At 70.5% G+C, this 19,291-nt stretch carries 17 protein-coding genes; 7 read left to right on the forward strand and 10 right to left on the reverse strand.

From position 1 onward, the window contains the following. Positions 1-108 precede the first annotated feature (108 nt). Positions 109-1,305, forward strand: coding sequence for an FAD-dependent monooxygenase (locus AB0K82_RS31935; RefSeq protein WP_364404202.1), 1,197 nt, complete (start codon positions 109-111; stop codon positions 1,303-1,305). 135 nt (positions 1,306-1,440) lie between these two features. Here the strand turns inward: AB0K82_RS31935 and AB0K82_RS31940 are convergent, their stop codons facing one another. From AB0K82_RS31940 to AB0K82_RS31960, 5 genes are all read right to left on the reverse strand, one after another. Continuing rightward, positions 1,441-2,397, reverse strand: coding sequence for a sigma-70 family RNA polymerase sigma factor (locus AB0K82_RS31940; protein ID WP_364404204.1), 957 nt, complete (start codon positions 2,395-2,397; stop codon positions 1,441-1,443). A 167-nt stretch (positions 2,398-2,564) separates the two neighbouring features. Continuing rightward, on the reverse strand, positions 2,565-3,113 hold the full coding sequence (locus tag AB0K82_RS31945) for a YceI family protein (RefSeq protein WP_364404206.1): 549 nt from the start codon (positions 3,111-3,113) through the stop codon (positions 2,565-2,567). A 276-nt stretch (positions 3,114-3,389) separates the two neighbouring features. Further along, on the reverse strand, positions 3,390-4,301 hold the full coding sequence (locus tag AB0K82_RS31950) for a virginiamycin B lyase (protein WP_364404208.1): 912 nt from the start codon (positions 4,299-4,301) through the stop codon (positions 3,390-3,392). Continuing rightward, on the reverse strand, positions 4,298-4,849 hold the full coding sequence (locus tag AB0K82_RS31955; RefSeq protein WP_364404210.1) for a hemerythrin domain-containing protein: 552 nt from the start codon (positions 4,847-4,849) through the stop codon (positions 4,298-4,300). Before AB0K82_RS31955 ends, AB0K82_RS31950 begins: the two co-directional genes overlap by 4 nt. Then, positions 4,836-5,315, reverse strand: coding sequence for a nitroreductase family deazaflavin-dependent oxidoreductase (locus AB0K82_RS31960; protein WP_364404212.1), 480 nt, complete (start codon positions 5,313-5,315; stop codon positions 4,836-4,838). Before AB0K82_RS31960 ends, AB0K82_RS31955 begins: the two co-directional genes overlap by 14 nt. 740 nt (positions 5,316-6,055) lie before the next feature. Between AB0K82_RS31960 and AB0K82_RS31965 the strand changes: the two genes are divergently transcribed. Both AB0K82_RS31965 and AB0K82_RS31970 read left to right on the forward strand, forming a co-directional pair. Next, on the forward strand, positions 6,056-6,436 hold the full coding sequence (locus AB0K82_RS31965) for an ATP-binding protein (RefSeq protein ID WP_364404289.1): 381 nt from the start codon (positions 6,056-6,058) through the stop codon (positions 6,434-6,436). Positions 6,437-6,967: 531 nt separating this feature from the next. After that, a complete protein-coding gene (locus tag AB0K82_RS31970; protein WP_364404214.1) occupies positions 6,968-7,825 on the forward strand; it encodes an oxidoreductase in 858 nt (285 codons plus the stop codon). A 61-nt stretch (positions 7,826-7,886) separates the two neighbouring features. On the opposite strand, the gene AB0K82_RS31975 is transcribed toward AB0K82_RS31970, so the two are convergent. The 5 genes from AB0K82_RS31975 to AB0K82_RS31995 form a co-directional block, all read right to left on the reverse strand. Further along, complete coding sequence (locus tag AB0K82_RS31975; RefSeq protein WP_364404216.1) at positions 7,887-9,164, reverse strand: glycoside hydrolase family 36 protein; 1,278 nt, start codon at positions 9,162-9,164, stop codon at positions 7,887-7,889. Next, on the reverse strand, positions 9,145-9,963 hold the full coding sequence (locus AB0K82_RS31980) for a carbohydrate ABC transporter permease (RefSeq protein WP_364404218.1): 819 nt from the start codon (positions 9,961-9,963) through the stop codon (positions 9,145-9,147). The genes AB0K82_RS31975 and AB0K82_RS31980 overlap by 20 nt, the downstream gene beginning before the upstream one ends. Further along, positions 9,960-10,901: a sugar ABC transporter permease gene (locus AB0K82_RS31985; RefSeq protein ID WP_364404220.1), complete on the reverse strand. Its 942-nt coding sequence runs from the start codon at positions 10,899-10,901 to the stop codon at positions 9,960-9,962. Before AB0K82_RS31985 ends, AB0K82_RS31980 begins: the two co-directional genes overlap by 4 nt. Before the next feature lies 1 nt (position 10,902). Continuing rightward, entirely contained in the window at positions 10,903-12,204 is a 1,302-nt protein-coding gene (locus tag AB0K82_RS31990; protein ID WP_364404222.1) for an extracellular solute-binding protein, read from the reverse strand. A 214-nt stretch (positions 12,205-12,418) separates the two neighbouring features. Beyond that, positions 12,419-13,219, reverse strand: a complete 801-nt coding sequence (locus AB0K82_RS31995; RefSeq protein WP_364404224.1) for a DeoR/GlpR family DNA-binding transcription regulator — start codon at positions 13,217-13,219, stop codon at positions 12,419-12,421. 196 nt (positions 13,220-13,415) lie between these two features. Here AB0K82_RS31995 and AB0K82_RS32000 point away from each other — a divergent pair, with 196 nt between their 5' ends. The 4 genes from AB0K82_RS32000 to AB0K82_RS32015 all read left to right on the forward strand — a co-directional run bounded on the left by AB0K82_RS32000 (position 13,416) and on the right by AB0K82_RS32015 (position 19,244). Continuing rightward, on the forward strand, positions 13,416-14,453 hold the full coding sequence (locus tag AB0K82_RS32000; RefSeq protein ID WP_364404226.1) for a substrate-binding domain-containing protein: 1,038 nt from the start codon (positions 13,416-13,418) through the stop codon (positions 14,451-14,453). A 97-nt stretch (positions 14,454-14,550) separates the two neighbouring features. Continuing rightward, positions 14,551-16,557 (forward strand): NPCBM/NEW2 domain-containing protein, encoded by a 2,007-nt coding sequence (locus AB0K82_RS32005; RefSeq protein ID WP_364404228.1) that lies wholly within the window; start codon positions 14,551-14,553, stop codon positions 16,555-16,557. Between the two features lie 111 nt (positions 16,558-16,668). Next, a complete protein-coding gene (locus AB0K82_RS32010) occupies positions 16,669-18,219 on the forward strand; it encodes a sugar ABC transporter ATP-binding protein (protein WP_364404230.1) in 1,551 nt (516 codons plus the stop codon). Further along, positions 18,216-19,244 (forward strand): ABC transporter permease, encoded by a 1,029-nt coding sequence (locus tag AB0K82_RS32015; protein ID WP_364404231.1) that lies wholly within the window; start codon positions 18,216-18,218, stop codon positions 19,242-19,244. The genes AB0K82_RS32010 and AB0K82_RS32015 overlap by 4 nt, the downstream gene beginning before the upstream one ends. Positions 19,245-19,291: the final 47 nt, after the last annotated feature.

The following is a 19,291-nucleotide window of genomic DNA, read 5'->3' on the forward strand; positions in this document are numbered from 1 at the left end:
AGTCTGGTTCGGCGGCGCAGCGGTCGGAGGTCCGCTGCGCCGTCGAAAAGGATACCTAAGGTAGCTAAACAGTCGCTCGTTCCGGCGGTGCGACTGGAGGGAGCAGCGATGAGCGGTTCGACGAGAGGCACCGTCCTGATCTCCGGCGCCAGCATCGCCGGTCCGGCCCTGGCCTTCTGGCTCGGCCGGTACGGCTTCGACGTCACGGTCGTGGAGAAGGCGCCGGCGCTGCGCGGCGGCGGTTACCCCATCGACATCCGGGGCACCGCGCTCGAGGTCGTCCGGCGCATGGGAGTGCACTCCCAACTGCGGGAGGTCCATGTCGACACCCGCCGACTCACCTTCCTGAACCCCGACGGCAGTCCGGTCACCTCGCTCCGGCCCGCCGCCCTGGTCGGCGGGGCCGAGGACAGCGATCTGGAGGTGCGCCGCGGCGATCTCGCCGAGGTCCTCTACGGTGCGGTCCGCGACGACACCGAGTTCCTCTTCGACGACTCCATCGCGGCCCTCGACGACCACGAAGGGGCAGTGGACGTGACGTTCCGCAGCGGGGCGCGGCGCACGTTCGACCTCGTCGTCGGCGCCGACGGCCTGCACTCCAACACCAGGCGTCTCGTCCTCGGCCCGGAGGAGCCGTTCCACCGTTACCTCGGGTACTGCTTCGCCGGGTTCACCATGCGCAACGACTTCGGGCTCTCCCACGAAGGCGTCGTGTGGAACACCCCCGGCAGGGCGGCCGCCCTCTACGCCGTCGGCGACGGCGACGAGCTGTTCGGCTTCCTGAACTTCACCCGTCCCGAGCCGCCCGTCGCGGCCTTCCGGAATCCGGACGCGCAGCGCGACCTCGTCGCGTCCGTCTTCGCCGGCGACCAGTGGGAGATCCCGCGCCTGACCGCGGCCATGCGGGCCGCCGACGACCTCTTCTTCGACGTCGTCAGCCAGATCCACCTGCCCCGGTGGTCCGCCGGGCGGGTCGCCCTCGTCGGAGACGCCGCGTACGCGCCGTCGTTCCTCACCGGGCAGGGGACGAGCCTCGCGCTGGTCGGCGCGTACATGCTCGCCGGTGAACTGGCCACCGCGCCGGACCACACGGCGGCGTTCACCGCGTACGAACGGTCCACGCGCGCGTTCGTCGAGCTGAACCAGGCGCTCGTCACCGAGGGGAACGCCGCCCTCTTCCCCAGCACCCCGGAGGCCCTGGCCCAGCGCAACGACGCACTGCGCCGGCTCACCACCCTGCCCGGCGAGACCGAACGCCCCGAGCACTCGGCGCTCGCCCTTCCCGCCTTCGCCCCCGCGAACTGACGGAGGGGCACGTTCTCGCCGGAAGTGAGAGCTCGCCCGGCACGGGCCTGGCCGCACCTGGCCACCGGGCGTAAGAGAACGGTCCGGCCGCTGATCGCGGACCGGACCGTTCGTCGACTCGTCGGGTCGACCGCGTCACGCGGCCAGGGGCACGTCCATGCGCTGGGCCATCTCCCGCATGCGGCGCAGGGCGGCCAGCTCCATCTGCCGAACCCGCTCGGCGGACACGCCGAGGCGGCTGGCGATCTCCCGGCGGCTGTGCTCGGTGCCGTCCTCCAGGCCGAACCGGGCCCGCAGCACGGTCGCCTCGCGCGGCTCCAGGCGCTCCAGCATGTCGTCGATGATCTCGAGCTGGACGCCGGCCATGGCCTCGTCCTCGGGGGAGGGGGTGCTCTCGTCCGCCAGCAGGTCGCCGAGCGAGGTCTCCTCGTCCTCGCCGACCACCGCGTCCAGGCTCGCCGGGGTGCGGTCCCAGCGGTCCAGCTCGCCGATGCGCTCGACCGGCAGGTCCAGTTCGGCGGCCAGCTCCTCGTTGGTCGGCTCTGAACCGGTCAGCAGCACGAGCTCACGGCGGGCCTTGCGCAGCCGGTTCACGTCGGTGTGCACCGCGCCCGGCAGCCGTACGGACCGCGACGAGTTGGCCAGCGCCCGGCCGATCGCCTGCCGGATCCACCAGGTCGCATAGGTGGAGAACTTGAAACCACGCCGCGGGTCGAAGCCCTCGACCGCCCGGATCAGGCCGATCGTGCCCTCCTGGATCAGGTCGAGCAGGCTCAGGCCGTCCGTGGGGTACCGCCGGGCGACGCTGACGACGAGACGGAGATTGGCCAGGATGAAGCGGTCCTTCGCGGCGTCGCCGCGGGCCGCGAGCTCATCCAGCTCCTCGCGGGTCGCGCCGTCCGGCAGCGTGTCCTCGTCGAGGTGGTTGTGGGCCAGCAGCCCCGCCTCCATCGCCAGCGCGAGCTCGATCTCCTCTTCGGCGCTCAACAGCGGCGTGGCGGCGATCTCGTCGAGATAGGCCCCCAGCAGATCGCCGTCGGCCGCCCGTCCCGGCCGCCTGACGCGCCTGCCGTCATTCGTGGTCGCCGCCATGGCCACCTCGCTCTCACATCGAATCCCAACCGGATCAACGCGGATGTGTCCTCTGCTGTTCCGCGATACCCGATTGCGGGCGCCCTCAACACGACAGAGAGCACCCGAGGCGTTGCCGCGGGTGCTCTCTGCCATGGTGCGTCATGGCGACCGTGATGCGAGAGGTGTCAGGCGCGAACGGCCTGGATCTCCAGGGAGATGTCGACCTTGTCGCCGAGGAGGGCCTTGTCGCCGGACAGCGGCACGTTGAACTCGATGCCGTACTCCTTGCGGGAGAGCGAGCCGGTGGCGGTGAAGCCGGCGCGGGTGCCGCCCCACGGGTCCTCGCCGACGCCGTTGAACTCGACCTCGAGGGTGATCGGGCGGGAGACGCCGCGGATCGTGAGCTCGCCGTCGAGGAGGTTCTTGTCGCCCTCGGTCCGGACGCCCTTCGTCACGAACTTCATCGTCGGGTGGTTCTCGACGTCGAGGATGTCGGCGGACCGGATGTGCGCGTCCCGGTCGGCGTTGCGGGTGTCGATCGAGGTGATCTCGATCTCGGCGGTGGCGGTGGAGGCCAGCACGTCGTCGGCGATCTCAACGGAGCCGCTGAACGCGGTGAACGAGCCGCGCACCTTGGACATGAGGTGGCGGATGGTGAAGGTGACCTCGGAGTGAGCCGGGTCGATGTTCCAGGTGCCGGCGGTCAGGCCCAGCTCGGCGGCGGTTACGCTCATGGTCGCTCCTGTGCTTGAATCTTCAACGATCGGAACGACGCCGAGTTTAGTTGAAACTTCAACCGAACACAACTCCGTACCGCACTTTTCGAACGGGCGCCGCCCGCCCCTCATTCCGCCCCGGGCTGAGGTGTCCCTAACGCTCGGTGATCGCGACGGTGGAGCGGGATGACCGTGGCATAGCGCCACGGTCATCCCGCTCCACCCGAGCGTTCCGCTCGGCGCCGCCCTCGCGGGCGGAGCGCCATGGTCACTCCGGCGGTCGTTCTCAGGTGCTCAGAGCCCGGTTCGTATGCTCTCGGCTGTGACGGTGACGCGGGCGAGCGCGCCGATCTCGAGTGCGGTCCACAGCGAGCCGTCCGGGCCGAGGGTGATGCCGTGGGGTTCTGAATTCGGGGTGGGCAGATCGTGCATCTGGATCGTGCCGTCCGGGGTGATCGAGCCGACGCGGTTGCGGCCCCACTCGGTGAACCACTGCCGGCCGTCGTCGCCGGGGGTGATGGCGTGCGGGCGGCCGGACCGGTCGGGAAGCGGAAACTCGGTGATGTGGCCGTCGGTGGTGATCCGGCCGATCTGGCCGGCGGCGATCTCCACGAACCACAGCGCGCCGTCCGTGCCCGTGGCGATGCCCACCGGCGCGGCGGCCTCGGTCGGCAGCGGGTGGATGGTGGTCTGCCCGTCCATGCCGATGCGGCCGACCGCGTTGGCCTGGTTGAGGGTGAACCACATGCCGCCGTCGGCGCCGGCGGTGACCGCGGAGGGGAAGGCGCCGGTGGCCGGGAGCGGGAACTCCGTGACCTGGCCGTCGGTGGTGATCCTGCCGATCCGGTCGGCGGTGGTCTCGGTGAACCACAGCGCCCCGTCCGGCCCGACGGCGATGCCGAACGGTCCGCAGTCCGGGGTCGGCAGCGGGAACTCGGTGATCATGCCGTCGGTCGTGATCCGTCCGATCCGGTGTGCCTGGTATTCGGTGAACCAGAGCGCGCCGTCCGGCCCGGCAGCGATGATCATCGGCTGGCACTCCGGATCGAGTCGGTGGCTCGTGGGCTTACCGCCGGGGACCAGACGGCCGATCTCGCCGCTGTGGACCAGGGTGAACCACAGCGCGCCGTCCGGCCCGGTCGTGATCGCGTACGGTCCCGCGCCCGGGTCGGCGACGACCTGTTCGACGATGGACACGGATGTCATCGGCTCTCCTTTCGGTGGTGTTCGGCGGCGACGCGTTCGATGCTCAGGCCGAACAGTTCTTCGCTCGCGGCCTGGGCCTGGAGGGCGTCGAAGGCGTCCACGAGTCTTCTCTCCTCCCACCGGAAGTGGGATTCGAGGATTGCGGTCAGGCCGTCGAGCTCCCGCCCTACCTGTTCGGCGTTGTCCGGGGTCAGCGTCGTGAGGAGCCCGTGCAGCCTGCGCAGGATGTCGGCGACCAGTTCGTGATCGCGCCGTAGTTCTTCCAGCACCGGAACAAACTCGGGGAACCGCTCACCGAGAACCCGGAACGCGGTGGTGTCCTCGCTGGAATGATGCCGGGTCAGCGCCTCGCAGAAGGCCGTACAGTGCGCCCGCAGCGGTGCCGGAGCCTGTGGGGCCGCGCCGCCGACGTAGCCGGCGACCTCATCGCGGAGCCTCGCCAATTCGGTGCGGAGCCATCGATGAACCTCGACCAGTTGGCCGCCGAGCGCCCGTGCCCGGTCACCCGGACCGCTCGATGGAGCCGGAACCCGCTCATGGCCGGTCATCGGCGTCCTCGTCTTCGGCCGGTACGAGCGCGACGACGGGGATCCGCCGCTCCACCCGGGACTGGTAGTCGGCATATCCGGGGGCCAGGGCCGTGATCATCGAGAACAGCGCGTCACGTTCGGCGCCCTCGGTGATGACGGAACGGACGGCGAGCGTCCGGTCCGCGATCTCCACATCGGCCACCGGGTGCGCGCGCAGGTTGTGGCACCAGGCGGGGTGACGGGGCGATCCGCTGGCCGAGCCGACGACCAGCAACCGGTCCCGGTCGCGGAAGTAGGCCAGCGGACTGGTCGCCGGGTGCCCGGAGCGCGCTCCGATCGTGGTCAGCAGGAGCAGGTCGGCGCCGGCGAACGGGCCGCCGACCCGCCCGTGGTTCGCGTGGAACTCCGCGACGATCGGCCGGTTGACCGGGTGTACGTACGGCTCGGGAGAAGGCGGGGTGGACTCGGAGCGCGAGAAGGGCATGAGACAGCTTTCGACCAAGGAGAACAGACGGAAAGGATCGCCGGAACCGGCTGCGCGGCCGGCGGCGGCGATGATGGGTCTGGCTGGGACCGCGGACGGGGCCTACGCGAGCCCCGGCGTCGTTCAGTGGGAGAGAAGACGTGGACGCATGGCGGTCTCCTTGATCACGATGCCTCCATGCCGACGCCGTCCACCTGGCGCCGACACGCGGCACGTGGAACTGCCTATCACGGCACCGCGACGAAGATCAACTCTCCACCTCGGTGTCGACGGTCTCGCCGGGTGGCCCAGGCCGCCCGGCGCCGGACCTCCCAGAACGTCGGGATGCTTCAACCGGTGGCCTGCCGCGCCGAATGCTCGGAGAACGGGGTCGCGAAGCGGGACGAAGGCCACGGAAACCAGGCCGCGATCCGGCTTTACCGAGCCTTCAGATCAAAGGGGCCCGGCGCAATGGCCGGGCCCCTGCGTGCAGCATGGCGGTGGATCACCGCCGGCCGACCCTTAGGGCCAGAGGTCGTCGGCGACCTCCAGGAATGTCGTCGTCGGTTCGTAGGCCGATGTCGGACGGCGCACGACAGCGGTCGGACAGTCCGTGATCGAGCTCAATCGACGGCCGGGCCGCCTGCCGGAATGGACGATCCCCCGCCCTTGGCTCCGGTGGGCAAGGACGGGGGACGCTCCGGGGTGCGCGCTACGCGCTTCGGTCGATCGTGGTGATCTCGACGCACTCGCCCGACCAGGTGGGCGCCGCACGTACGTTCGTGAGTGAGTTGTTCGCCGACGCTCCGTTCGCCGCGAACGCGGCCTGGATCACCGGCGAACTGGCCACCAACGCCATCCGCCACTCCGCGTCCGGGCGTCCCGGTGGGACGTTCACCGTCGCGCTGTGCCGCTGGCCCACCTTCGGCGAGATTCACGTCATCGACGCGGGCGGGCCGAAGGAGCCCCGGCTTCCGGGACGGGACCCGGTCGGCGCCGCCATCGAGGAAGGCGACGACCTGCCGGAGAGCGGCCTGGGCCTGTACGGCATCGGTGCCCTGGCCGACCACTACGGCACCTACCGGCATCGAGACGGCAGCCGTGTGGTCTGGGCGCGACTGCGGTTCGACCGATCCGGCTAAAACGCGGCGGGCGGAATTCGCGGCAAGGTCGCTGCGGCGGGCCGATCCCAAGGCCGGATCGGCTTCCGGCCGCTTTCGGGCACGCGGCCTGTCGGGCGAGCCATGGTCGGCCACGTTGACGTCGTCGTTGCCATGCCGGACCCGGCAAAACGGACGGCGGACCGTCGGCAACGGCGGCAAGGTGGCAACAACGGCGGCAGAGTGACGGCCGGGTGGCGGCAACGGCGGCCAGGCTGCGGTGTTCGCCTCGTTGGCTCGGCCCCGCGGTGTACCGAATGCTCGGTTACTGCGGTCGCGATTCGGGCGAAAAGGTGCAGGCTTATTGAGCCGGCGTCGCTTCTACCGAGTCTTCCGCTCGGCGAGCACCTGGGATACGACCGTTCCGGACGCCCAGGGGCGCCGCTCGCGAACCTCGGTGGTCGATGCGGTCCGCGGCATGTGAGTCCGCGCCATGTGGGCCCACCCGAACGATCGCGTCCGTGGCTCGGCGGTCCGGGCCGGCGGCCGGCTGGGACTCTAGGGTGAGTGGTCATGACGACTGAGCGGTGGGCGCTGGGCGGCGATCTGAGCGTCGCGAGGATCGGGTACGGCACGATGAAGCTGACCGGTTGGCCGCGCGGCGACCGGCCAAGCCGGGATGACGCACTGGCCGTCCTGCGCCGGGCGGTCGAGCTTGGCGTGAACCACCTCGACACCTCGAACTACTACGCCCGCGACGGCGTGGCGGCCAACGAGCTGATCCGGGAGGCGCTGTACCCCTACCCGGACGACCTGGTGATCGTGACCAAGGTCGGGGCGCTGGTCGAGGGGTCGGACATCGCGCTGCCCGCCGAGGAGAAGACCGGGCTCACGCCCGACAACCTGCGCCGCGGCGTGGAGGCGAACCTGCGCTCGCTCGGCGTGGACCGCCTGGACGTGGTGAACCTGCGGATGGGTGACCTCGACCGCTCCCAGACCTCTCTGGCCGAGCCGCTGGAAGCGCTGCTCGCGCTGCGCGAAGAGGGCCTGATCCGGCACCTCGGCGTCTCCAACGTGACGGCCGCCGAGTTCGAGCAGGCCCGCGCGATCGCGCCGATCGCCTGCGTCCAGAACCTCTACAACCTCGCGCAGCGCGACGACGACCCGCTCGTCGACGTCTGCGCGGAGGCGGGCATCGCCTACGTGCCCTTCTTCCCGGTCGGCGGTTTCCGGCCCATCACGGCCGAGCGCCTGGAGGCCGTCGCCGCACGCCATGAGGCGACCGTGCCGCAGGTGGCCCTGGCCTGGCTGCTGGCCCGGTCCCCGAACATCCTGCCGATCCCCGGCACCGGCTCCCTGCGGCACCTGGAGGAGAACGTCGCCGCCGGCTCGCTGACCCTGAGCGCCGAGGACATGGCGGAGCTCGGGTAGGGGCGCTCGCACGTCGTCCGCGCCGGCACCGGTGGGCCGTCGTCCACGGTGCCGACGGTGGTCAGCGGACGAAAGGCGTGGCCGGGTCGGGGACCTCGGACAGCAGGCGGCGGGTGGTGGCCAGGCCCCAGTCGTCGAGGTCGGCGATCCGGTCCGAGGACGCCCGCAGGCCGCCGTACCGCTCGACCGTGCGGGCCCACTCCTCACGGCGTTCGACCGCCGGCCGGGCGATGAGGCAGTCCGGGTCGTTGACCCAGAACCGGCCGTGCTGCCAGGCGCGGCCGACCGTCGTGGTCGTGGCGGCCCGCTGCGACGGGCGGGACATGTCGCCGCCCGCCGGCTCGTACGCGGGATCGACGTCGGGGGAGACCCGCATCGCGTCGACCAGGCCGACGCTCGGCAGGATCGGCGCGCCGCAGCCCAGCACGTACGCGTCCGGGCCGACCGTCTCCCGGATGACCGTCAGCCCGTGCCGGTAGGCGTCCAGACCGCCGAGCGCCCCGGCGTAAAGGAAGTCGAGCTTGAAATAGTCGAAGCCGCACGACCGCAGGGTCCCGAAGATCTCGCGGAGGTGGCCCTCCGCGCGAGCCACGTCGAGACCCCGCAGGTCCTGGTCCCAGTTGTGGCCCGCGTCGCCGGTCAGCCAGTCGGGGTGCGCGCGGGCGAGGTCGCTGCGCGCGCCGACCAGGAACGGCGCGACCCAGATGCCGGGCCGCCGTCCCGCCGCGCGGATGCGGTCGGCCAGGCGTTCGAGCGAGGAGAACCGCCCGGAGTAGGTGAGCCAGTCGCCGATTTCCGCCTGCCAGCCGTCGTCGATCTGGATCACCTCGATCGGCAGGTCGTGCTCGCCGACGGCGTCGAGGTTCTCCAGGACGTCGTCCTCGGTGACCGCGCCGAAGTAGTGGTACCAGGAGCACCAGGCCGTCGGCGGGCGGCGGGGGGCGCGCGTGCCGACGCGGGCCGCGAAGTCGTCGGCCCACGCTGCGAGCGCCGCCTCGAGAGGCCCTTCGAAGGCCGTCTCCTCGATCTCGCCGTCCGCCTCGACGGCGAACGCGCCGTCGGCGTAGGCCGCCCGGATCGAGGGGACCTCCCTGGTGCCGTCGGGTGCGGCGTACACCCGGACCGGGCCGCCGTCGCCGGGATCGACGGCGAGCAGGCCCTCGCCCTGGAACCCGTGTTCCGGGCCGGGGCGGCCGGGGCGCCAGCACATGGTCTGCATCACCGGTTCCACCGGGCGGTGGCTCGTCGCGGTGACGGGGTACGTCGTCGAGGGGCTCCAGCTCTGCCAGCCGTGCTCGTACACCCGGCCCTTCTCGGGGTCAACCCTTGGTCGCGCCACCGGTGAGACCCTTCACGAAGTGCTTCTGCAGTGCCAGGTAGAAGATCAGTACCGGCAGCGTGGCCAGGAACATCAGCGCGAAGACCGTGCCGAAGTCGGCCTGGTACTGCCCGATGGCCCGGTAGATGCCGGTGGTGATCGTGGTGCCCTGGCCCGGCCCGAGGATGACCAGGGGGTCGATGAAGTCGTTCCAGATCCACACGCCGAGGAAGATGAGCACGCTGGCGGTGGCCGGGCGCAGCAGCGGAAAGACGATGCGCCAGAAGATCTGGAACCGCCCGGCGCCGTCGATCGCGGCGGCCTCCTCCAGGTCCACCGGGATCGAGCGGGTGAAGCCGGTGAAGACGAAGACCCCGAACGGCACGTAGTAGCCGACGTTGAACAGCACCAGGCCCTGGATCGTCGTCATCAGGTGCGCGAACCGAAGCACCTGCGTGATCGGGATCAGGATGACCTGCGGCGGGATCATCAGGCCGCACAGGAGCAGCAGCGTGAGCCACCGCCCCCACCGGCTTCTGGTGCGGGCCAGGTAGTGCCCGAGCATCGACGACAGCACCGTCAGGATGACGATGGACAGCGCGGTGACGACGACGCTGTTGGTCAGGCTGACCCAGAACAGCCGGTCCGGGCGGGTCAGCACCGCCGTGATGTTGTGCAGCGTCGGCGGGATCGGCAGCGACGCGGGCGAACCGGCGATCTTCGAGCCGGGCTTGATGACGTTGACGCACACGACGTACAGCGGCACGAAGAAGATCGCGGCGACCGCGGTGGCCACCAACGGCCGGATCGAGCGCCTCACATCGACACCTCGCGTTTCTGAAGGACGCGCAGCGCGACGGCGGAGGCGACGGCGACGATCAGGAGCATGACCACGGCCATCGCGGAGGCGTAGCCCTGGCGGTCGGCGTTGAAGCCGGTCTGCAGCACGTTGAAGGCGATCGTCGCGGTCGTGCCGGTGCCGGGACCGCCGTTCGTGATCACCTGGATGTGGTCGAACGCCTTGAACCCGGTGATCAGCATGACGATCGTGTTGATCGTCAGGGCGGGCGCCAGCAGCGGCCAGGTGATCTTCCGGAAGCGCTGCACCGCCCCGGCGCCGTCGATCTGCGCGGCCTCGTGCAGTTCCTGCGGGATGCCCTGCAGCCCGGCCAGGTAGACGACCACGCAGAAGCCGAGCATCTGCCAGGACAGGATCGCGCCGACGGAGTACAGGGCGTACGACGGGTCGGACAGCCAGCCGGGCGGGTGCGCGATGCCCACCCCGCGCAGCGCCTGGTCGACCAGGCCGTCGTCGGCCAGCAGGCGGGTCCAGATGATGCTGACGACGACCGAGCTGAGCACGACCGGCGTGAAGAACACGCTGCGCAGCGCGTTGTAGAGCCAGCCCCGGCGGTCGAGCAGCAGCGCGACGGCCAGCCCCAGGACGTTCGGGACGATCACCACGATGAGGGTGAGGATCGTCGTGACCTTCAGCGAGGTGAGGAACTCCGAGTCGGTGAACAGCTCCTTGTAGTTGCTCAACCCGACGAACCTCGTCTTCGGGCCGAACGGGTTGTAGTTGGTCAGGCTGTAGCCGACGCTGAGGACGATCGGCGCGAGGACGAAGCAGACGTAGACCAGCACGCCCGGTGCGCCGAAGGACAGGAAGTGCCGGACACGCGGCCAGACCGGCCGCCGGCGGCGGGGGACCGCCGGCGAGCCGGTCCGCGTGGGCGGACGCGCCACATCGACCGCCACGTCAGGAGGCCTTCTGCCATTCGGAGTCGAGGAACTTCCCCACCTCGGTCGCGCTCTTGCGTCCCGTCACCAGGTCGCCCATCGACGTGCTCCACTTGTCGGCGACACCGGGCAGCATGCCGTCGTCACCGGCCTCGAAGCCGAACGCCGGGACCACGGCGTTCTGGGACTCGGCCTGCTCGAGCAGGTCATAACCCTCCTTGAAGACGGGCCGGGAGTCGGCCGGCGGCGTGTACCCCTTGATCGCCGGGACGAGGCCGTCGTTCTTGGTCGAGGCGTCCAGGTTCGTCTTGTCGAGCTGGTAGGCGAGCGCGAACCTCTTCGCCGCGTCCAGGTTCTTGGACTTGGCGTTGACCAACAGGCCGCCGCCGGTGAAGACCGGGACGGAGAGCCTGCCGTCGTCGGAGGGCCAGAAGAACTGCCCGATGTCGAAGGACGGCTTGGTCTTCGGGTCGTCCGCGGCGGTGGCGAACCAGTTGCCCATCGGGTACATCGCGCCCTTGCCCGCGAGGAACGCCGCCTGCGTCGCGGCGTAGTCCTGCGACAGCATCCGCTTGTCGATGTAGCCCTTCGAGGCCAGGTCGGCGAGCTTGCCCGCGGCCTTCACATAGTCCGGGTCGGCGAATTTCACCTTGCCGGCGCGGCGGTCGTGCATCCAGTTCGGGTTCTTGGCGTAGACGTCCGTGCCGAGGATGCCGGCGAACGTCGGGCCGAGCGCGTCGTGGATGTCCTTGCCGCCGCCGACGACGAACGGTGTGACGCCCTCGTCCTTGAGCTTCTGCGCGTCGGACAGCAGCTCGCCGTAGGACTTGGGCGGTGCGGTGATGCCGGCCTTCCGGAACAGGCTCTTGTTGTAGTAGACCATCGGGATGGTCTGGCTGTTGGCCGGAAGCTGGTAGACCTTGCCGTTCACCGCGCCGTTGTTCGGGTGGGCGAAGTCGGTCAGCTCGTTCGGCTGCCAGGCGTAGAGGTTGCCGGACTCGGCGAACCCGGCGGGCGAGACGGCGATCATCACGTCCGGGAACTGCCCAGAGGTGAGCAACTGCTTGGCGTACGCGGTGCGGTCCTGGGTCGGCGAGACGAGCTTCTTCACCGAGATGTCGGGGTACTTGTCGGTCACCCGCTTGATCGCCGCGTCCCAGACCTGCGGCGTCATGTTCGGCGTCTCGAAGACCAGGAACGTGATCTGCTTCTTGCCCTTGCCCTTGCCCCCGCCGCCGCCGGAGCCGTCCTTGACCGAGCATCCGGTCATCGCGGCGAGGGCGAGCATCGCCGCCGCCCCCAGGGCGATGAGTCTCTTCACGTGTGTCACCCTTCTCCGCCAGGCGGTCAGAAGGTCTAGACATCCGACCATTTGCCGCTCAAGAGTCGAAAGACCGTCAAAAGAGCGCTAATACGCGCTCATTGGTAGGATCACTTGATACTTGTGGCCTGGGTCACTGTCAAGGCCTGGGAAAAGGTATCCCTGCGGATCGATGCGCGATCGTCACCTGATCGGGGCGGTCGTCACCCGATGGTCAGGCGTCGTCCCCGGGTCGTACGGGGCCGGCCTCGACGACGGCCAGCTCGCCGACCGTCTCGGACAGGGCCTTGCGGGCGTCGTCGTCGATGCCGGAGTCGGTGATCAGCACGTCGGCGTCGCCCAGTCGCGCGATCGTGGACAGGCCGACGGTGCCCCACTTGGTGTGGTCGGCGAGGACCGCGAGGCGGCGGGCCGCGGTGACCATGGCCCGGTCGGTCTCGGCCTCCATGAGGTTGGGCGTGGTGAACCCGGCGCGGGTGCTCATGCCGTGCACGCCCAGCAGCAGCAGGTCGACGTTGAGCGACCGGATGGCGCTGAGCGCGACCGGGCCGACGAGCGCGTCCGAGGGCGTGCGGATGCCGCCGGTCAGGACGATCGTCTGGTCCGCGCGGGCGGCCCGGTAGAAGACGTCGGCGATCCGTACGGAGTTCGTGACCACCGTGAGGTCGGGCACGTCCGTCAGGTGATGGGCGAGGGTCCACGTGGTGGTGCCCGCGGACACGGCGATCGCCGTGCCGGGGCGGACGAACTGCGCGGCGCGCCGGGCGATGGCCTCCTTCTCCTGCCGCTGGCGCACCGACTTGGCCGCGAAGCCGGGCTCCTCGGTGGACGCGGTGCCGACCGTGGTCGCGCCCCCGTGCACCTTCGTGACGAGCCCGCGCTCGGACAGCACCTCCAGGTCGCGGCGGATCGTCATGTCCGAGACGCCGAACGCCCGGACGAGGTCGGCCACGCGGACGCCGCCGCGCTGCTGGACCAGCTCAAGGATCGCCTGCTGCCGCTGCTGAGCGAGCATCGTCCCCCCTCCACGCGTCGGGGCACCGGGGGCAGCGTCCCCTTTGAAACCACAGATGTCAACGCTGTCCAACAGGTCACGTATTTGGGTCTTGTTGGTTCCTGTTGACGGAGGTACGAATGCGGCGATCGTCGGATCACTCGACGGGAGCCTCGGGGGCAGCCGGACCGGACCAGCATCGGAAGGAAGGCAGAGCATGCGGACACGCGCACTCGGCGGCGCCTCCATCGCGGTCGCCGTCGTCCTCGGCCTTGCCGCCTGTTCGTCAGGCAAGGAGAGCACCTCCACCAACGCGAGCAAGAAGGTCTCCGGAAAGATCTCCATCGCCTACCTGCAGAAACAGGGGGACCAGCAGTACTTCATCGACGAGGCCCAGGGCGCCCGGGCCAAGGCCGGACAGCTCGGCGGCGTGGACGTCAAGGTCGTCAACCTCGGCAACGACACGAACAAGGCCGTCTCGGAGACCCAGGCCGCGATCGCCCAGAAGGTCAACGGCGTGATCATCGTGCCGCCGGACCCGGCCGTCGGCCCGCAGATCGTGCAGACCGCCGCGGCCGCCAAGGTGGCCCTCCTGTCCAGCGACGACCAGATCTGCAAGAACGGCACCGACCCGTCGAAGTGCGCCAAGGAGCAGCTCGTGCCGCGCGTCGGCTTCTCCGGCACCCAGATGGGCACCCAGGTCGGGCAGCGCGCCGGCGAGGAGTTCAAGAAGGCGGGGTGGAAGGCCGCCGACACCGCGATCATCGCCGCCTGGAAGCAGGACGTCACCGTCTGCACCGACCGGGTCGTCGCCGCGCAGTCCGCGTTCGAGCAGGCCGCCGGGGTCAAGGTCCGCGTCGTCAAGGTCGGCACCGACAACACCCCGTCCGACGCCCAGTCCAAGACCGCGGCGGCCGTCTCCGGGAACCACTCGGTCAAGCACTGGGTCGTCTGGGGCTGCAACGACGAGAACGTCTCCGGCGCCGTCAACGCCATCCAGAACGCCGGGTACAAGGCCGCAGACATCGACGGCGTCGGCCTCGGCGCGTACCTCGCCTGCAAGGACTGGGGCTCCGGCAAGCAGACCGGGATGCGGGCCGCGCTGTTCATCAACGGCTACGACGTCGGCGGCCTCGCCGTCCAGACGATGGTCGACTACCTCCGCCAGGGCAAGGCCATGCCGCAGGAGGCGTTCGCCCCGACCAAGATGGTCGACTCCACGAACTGGCGGCAGTCCGGCGTGAAGTGCACCTGACCCCTTGATGTCACCGGCGTCCGCCGGTCGATCGGGGCGGTGCGGCGCCGCCACGCCACGCCGCCTCACCGTGCGCAACCCCAGAGGAGACGATTGCATGCGCACAGTCCGTTCCCTCACCTCCGCTCTCACCGCACTCGCGGTGGGGGCCGCGTCCGCCGCCGCGCTCGCTCTCACCTCCGCCGCGCCGGCGGCGGCACTCGACAACGGCCTGGCCCTGACCCCGCAGATGGGTTTCAACAACTGGAACGCCACCCACTGCGGCGCGGACTTCAACGAGGACATGGTGAAGGGCATCGCCGACCTGTTCGTGTCCTCAGGACTGAAGGACGCCGGCTACGAGTACGTCAACCTCGATGACTGCTGGGCCGAGCACGATCGCGACGCGAACGGCGACCTGGTCCCGAACAGGACGCGCTTCCCGAGTGGGATCCGGGCGCTCGCCGACTACGTGCACTCCAAGGGCCTCAAACTGGGCATCTACAGCAGCGCGGGGACCATGACCTGCGCCAACACCATGCCCGGCGCGCTCGGTCACGAGGAGCAGGACGCCAGGTCCTGGGCGTCCTGGGGCGTCGACTACCTCAAGTACGACAACTGCAACAACCAGGGTGTGGACGCCGTCCAGCGCTACACCAAGATGCGCGACGCGCTGAAGGCGACCGGGCGGCCGATCCTCTACTCCCTCTGCGAGTGGGGTTCCAACAAGCCCTGGCTGTGGGGCAAGGACGTCGGCGACTCCTGGCGCACCACGGGGGACATCTCCGACAGCTACGGATCCATGCTGTCGATCGTCCACCAGAACATGGCCCTCGCGCAGTACGCCGGGCCGGGGCACTGGAACGACCCCGACATGCTCGAGGTCGGCAACGGCGGCATGACCGACACCGAGTACCGCTCGCACTTCAGCCTCTGGTCGATCATGGCGGCCCCGTTGCTCATCGGCACCGACCTGCGCAAGGCGTCCGCCACGACGATGTCGATCCTCGAGAATAAAGAGGTCATCGCCGTCGACCAGGACAAGCTGGGCGTCCAGGGCGCACCGATCAGCACCGAGGGCGGCCGTGACGTGTTCGTCAAACGACTGGCGAACGGTGACCGCGCGGTGGCGCTGTTCAACGAGGCGGACCCCCCGCAGCGGATCGTCACCTCGGCGAGCGACATCGGCCTGCCCGCCGGGGCCGCGTACACGGTGCGCGACCTGTGGACGCACAGGACCCACGAGACCGCCGGCGTGATCGCCGCGACCGTTCCCGCGCACGGCACCGTGATGTACCGCGTCGCCGCGGACCGGTCGTGGGCGAAGTATCCGCCGGCGGTGGACCTCGGCATCGGCCTGCCGACGGCCTACCCGGGCGCGCTGCCCATCGCTCAGCCCGGTGAGGACGCCACAGTGACCACCACCGTCGCGAACGCCGGCCGTCGGCCGGCGCTCCGCGTGAGGGCCACGCTGACCGGCCCTGACGGCTGGACGGTCGAGGCCGCCTCCGCGCGGACCCGCCCGGCGCTGCCGACCGGGAGATCGCTGACGACGAACTGGACGGTACGGCCCCCGGCCGACGCCACGCCCGGCACCTACACGCTGACCGCCCGGGCCGAGACCGCCGATGAGACCCTGACGAGCACCGCGCAGGTGACGGTGCTGACGCTGGCCGCGCCGCCGTCCGGCACGTCCTACCTCAGCGACCTGACGTGGGTTCGCTCGGCGAACGGCTGGGGCCCGGTCGAGAAGGACCGGAGCAACGGCGAGACCGGGGCCGCCGACGGCCACCCGATCACCATCAACGGCGTCGTGTACCAGAAGGGACTGGGCGCGCACGCCCCGAGCACCATCGAGTACTACGTCGCCAAGCGCTGCACGGCGGTGTCCGCCGACGTCGGCGTGGACGATGAGAAGACCCAGAACGGCTCGGTCACCTTCGAGATCTGGGCCGACGGCGCCAAGGTCGCCGACAGCGGCCTGCTCACGACGGCCGACCCGGCCGAGCACCTGACCGCGGACGTCTCCGGCGCCCAGTTCGTCCGGCTGATCGTCACCGACGGCGGTAACGGAACCGACAGCGACCATGCCGACTGGGCCGACGCGAAGGTCACCTGCGCCTGATCCTCACGCGGGGCGGCCCCCGGGCCGCCCCGCCCTCGCACGTCGTCCGGCCGCGCGCCGGGAGAGGAGGAGCCACATGACGGAGCCGCGGGCCGGGGGAGGAGGAGCCACATGACGGAGCCGCGGGCCGGGGGAGGAGGCCGGACAACGGAACTGCGGGCCGTGGGCGTCTCCAAGCGGTTCGCCGGGGTACGCGCCCTCGACGACGTCACGCTGGACTTTCCCGGCGGCGCCGTCACCGCCCTCATGGGCGAGAACGGCGCCGGGAAGTCCACCCTCATCAAGATCATTAACGGTGACCACCTGCCGGACGGCGGGCGGATCCTTCTCGACGGCGCGCCGCTCGCCCTGCACGCCCCCGCCGACGCCCGGCGCGCCGGCATCCGGGTGATCCCCCAGGAGCCCGAGATCGTGCCGCACGTCTCGGTCGCCGAGAACGTCTACCTGGGCGCGCTGCCCCGCAGGGCGGGCCGGACGTTCGACCGGGCCGGGCTGCGCGCCCGCGTCCGCGCGGACCTGCGGCGGCTCGGCTTCGAACGCGTCCTCGACCCCGACACCCTCGGCTCGCGCCTGACGGCCGCGCAGCGGCAGCTCGTGGAGATCCTCCGCGCCCTGACCACCGACGCGAAGGTGATCGCGTTCGACGAGCCGACCTCGTCGCTGTCGGAGAACGAGGTCGAGGCGTTGTTCGCGCTGATCGGGCGGCTGCGCGACCAGGGCCTGGCGGTGATCTACGTCTCCCACCGGTTGCAGGAGATCTTCCGGCTCGCCGACCGCATCGCCGTGCTCCGCGACGGCGGGCTGGTCGGCGTCCGCGACGTCGACCGGACCGACGAGGCCGAGATCGTCCGGATGATGGTCGGCCGCGACCTGTCCGACATGTTCGCCCGGGGGCACAGCGCCACGGATGAGGTGGTCCTCGAGGTCGACACCGTGACCACCGACGACGTCCGCGACATCAGCCTCACCGTACGGGCGGGCGAGGTCGTGGCGCTGGCCGGGCTGGTCGGCGCGGGCCGGTCCGAGCTGGCCGGGGCGATCGTCGGCGACCTGCCGATCCGCTCCGGGCAGGTCCGCGTCGGCGGCCGGCCGGTGCGCCTGCGCCAGCCCCGCGACGCCGTACGGGCCGGCATGGGGTACGCGCCGGAGGAGCGCAAGGCCCAGGCCCTCCTCCTGGAGCGGTCGGTCCGCGACAACACCTCCCTCGTCGTGCTGGACCGGCTGCGCCGGTTCCGGTTCGTCCGGCGCGCCGAGGAACGCCGTCTGACCAGGGAGTACGTCGACCGGCTCAAGGTCCGTACCCCCGGCATCGAGCACGAGGTGCGCAAACTCTCGGGCGGCAACCAGCAGAAGGTCGTCCTGGCGCGCTGGCTGGCCCGCAAGCCGAAGGTGCTCATTCTCGACGAGCCGACGCGCGGCATCGACGTCGGCGCCAAGGCCGAGATCTACCACCTCATCGACGACCTCGCCCGGTCGGGTGTGGCCATCCTCGTCATCTCCTCGGAACTGCCTGAGGTGCTGGGGCTGGCCGACCGCGTCGTCGTCATGCAGAACGGCCACGTCACCGGAGAACTCGCCCGCGCCGACGCCACCGAGGAGGCCATCCTCGGGCTCGCCATGGCCGAGGACCTGTCCACGACCGTGCAGGAGGGAACCCAATGACGAGGACGACCGCCGCACGCGAGCCGGTGGACGCCGAGAGCCGGGAGAGCGCGCCCCGCCGGATCCTGACCGCGATCGGGCCGCAGAACATCAGCCTGGTCGCCGCCCTGGTCGTCGTGGTCGCCATCTTCACGTTCCTCAACTCCGGCTACCTGACGTGGTCGAACATCCAGGTCATCGGGGAGGCCGCCACCGTGGCCGGGCTGCTGGCGGTGGTGCAGACCGTCGTCATCATCTGCGGCGCGATGGACATCTCCGTCGGCTCCCAGGCCGGCGTCGCCTCCGTCATCTCCGCGATGGCGTTCATGTCGACCGGGCACGACCCGTTCCTGGGCATCGCCGCCGCAGTCGGCGTCGGCGTCGTGGCCGGGCTCCTCAACGGCCTGGTCATCGTGTACGGGCGGGTCAACCCGGTGATCGCGACGCTGGCCACCCTCGCGGCGTACAAGGGCGTCGCCCAGCTGATCTCCGGCGGCCGCGCGCAGGGCTTCGTCCTCGGCGACGACCTGTTCATCTTCATCGCCCGCGGCCGGATCGCCGGACTGCCGGTGCAGGTCTGCGTCCTGCTGGTGGTCGCGCTGGCGATCCACCTGATGCTCAAGTACACCGACGTCGGGCGGAACGTCTACGCCATCGGCGGCAACGACACGGCGGCGCGGCTGGCCGGCATCAACATCAACAAGTACCTGATCTCGGTGTACGTGCTGGCCGGGATCATCGCCGCGCTGGCCGGGATCATCCTCACCGCCCGGACGGGCTCCGGGCAGCCGACGAGCGGCAGCGAGGGCCTGGAGCTGCAGTCCATCACGGCGGCCGCGCTGGGCGGCGCGGCGCTCAAGGGCGGCAAGGGCGGGGTGGCCGGCACGCTGCTGGCCGTCCTGCTGCTCGGCGCCCTGAACAACGGCCTCAACGTCGTCGGCGTCAACACGTTCTGGCAGAACGTCGCGCAGGGCGCCCTCCTCGTCATCGCGGTGATCATCCAGCAGCGCCGTACGGGCGAGCGGGCGGTCGGCCTGCCCACCTGACCCGGTTCCCGCACGCTTATCCCGATGCGGTGGGGTAGGCATGTGTC

The sequence above is a fragment of the Actinoallomurus sp. NPDC052274 genome (assembly GCF_040679475.1).
GTDB lineage: Bacteria > Actinomycetota > Actinomycetes > Streptosporangiales > Streptosporangiaceae > Actinoallomurus > Actinoallomurus liliacearum.

Excerpts from the sequence above, each read along its gene's own strand:
- AB0K82_RS31995 (WP_364404224.1), bottom strand. The coding sequence starts at position 13,219 with ATGCTCGCTCAGCAGCGGCAGCAGGCGATCCTTGAGCTGGTCCAGCAG.
- AB0K82_RS31945 (WP_364404206.1), bottom strand. The coding sequence starts at position 3,113 with ATGAGCGTAACCGCCGCCGAGCTGGGCCTGACCGCCGGCACCTGGAAC.
- AB0K82_RS32000 (WP_364404226.1), top strand. The coding sequence starts at position 13,416 with ATGCGGACACGCGCACTCGGCGGCGCCTCCATCGCGGTCGCCGTCGTC.
- AB0K82_RS31955 (WP_364404210.1), bottom strand. The coding sequence starts at position 4,849 with ATGACCGGCCATGAGCGGGTTCCGGCTCCATCGAGCGGTCCGGGTGAC.
- AB0K82_RS32005 (WP_364404228.1), top strand. The coding sequence starts at position 14,551 with ATGCGCACAGTCCGTTCCCTCACCTCCGCTCTCACCGCACTCGCGGTG.
- AB0K82_RS31960 (WP_364404212.1), bottom strand. The coding sequence starts at position 5,315 with ATGCCCTTCTCGCGCTCCGAGTCCACCCCGCCTTCTCCCGAGCCGTAC.
- AB0K82_RS32015 (WP_364404231.1), top strand. The coding sequence starts at position 18,216 with ATGACGAGGACGACCGCCGCACGCGAGCCGGTGGACGCCGAGAGCCGG.
- AB0K82_RS31935 (WP_364404202.1), top strand. The coding sequence starts at position 109 with ATGAGCGGTTCGACGAGAGGCACCGTCCTGATCTCCGGCGCCAGCATC.
- AB0K82_RS31970 (WP_364404214.1), top strand. The coding sequence starts at position 6,968 with ATGACGACTGAGCGGTGGGCGCTGGGCGGCGATCTGAGCGTCGCGAGG.
- AB0K82_RS32010 (WP_364404230.1), top strand. The coding sequence starts at position 16,669 with ATGACGGAGCCGCGGGCCGGGGGAGGAGGCCGGACAACGGAACTGCGG.
- AB0K82_RS31940 (WP_364404204.1), bottom strand. The coding sequence starts at position 2,397 with ATGGCGGCGACCACGAATGACGGCAGGCGCGTCAGGCGGCCGGGACGG.
- AB0K82_RS31950 (WP_364404208.1), bottom strand. The coding sequence starts at position 4,301 with ATGACATCCGTGTCCATCGTCGAACAGGTCGTCGCCGACCCGGGCGCG.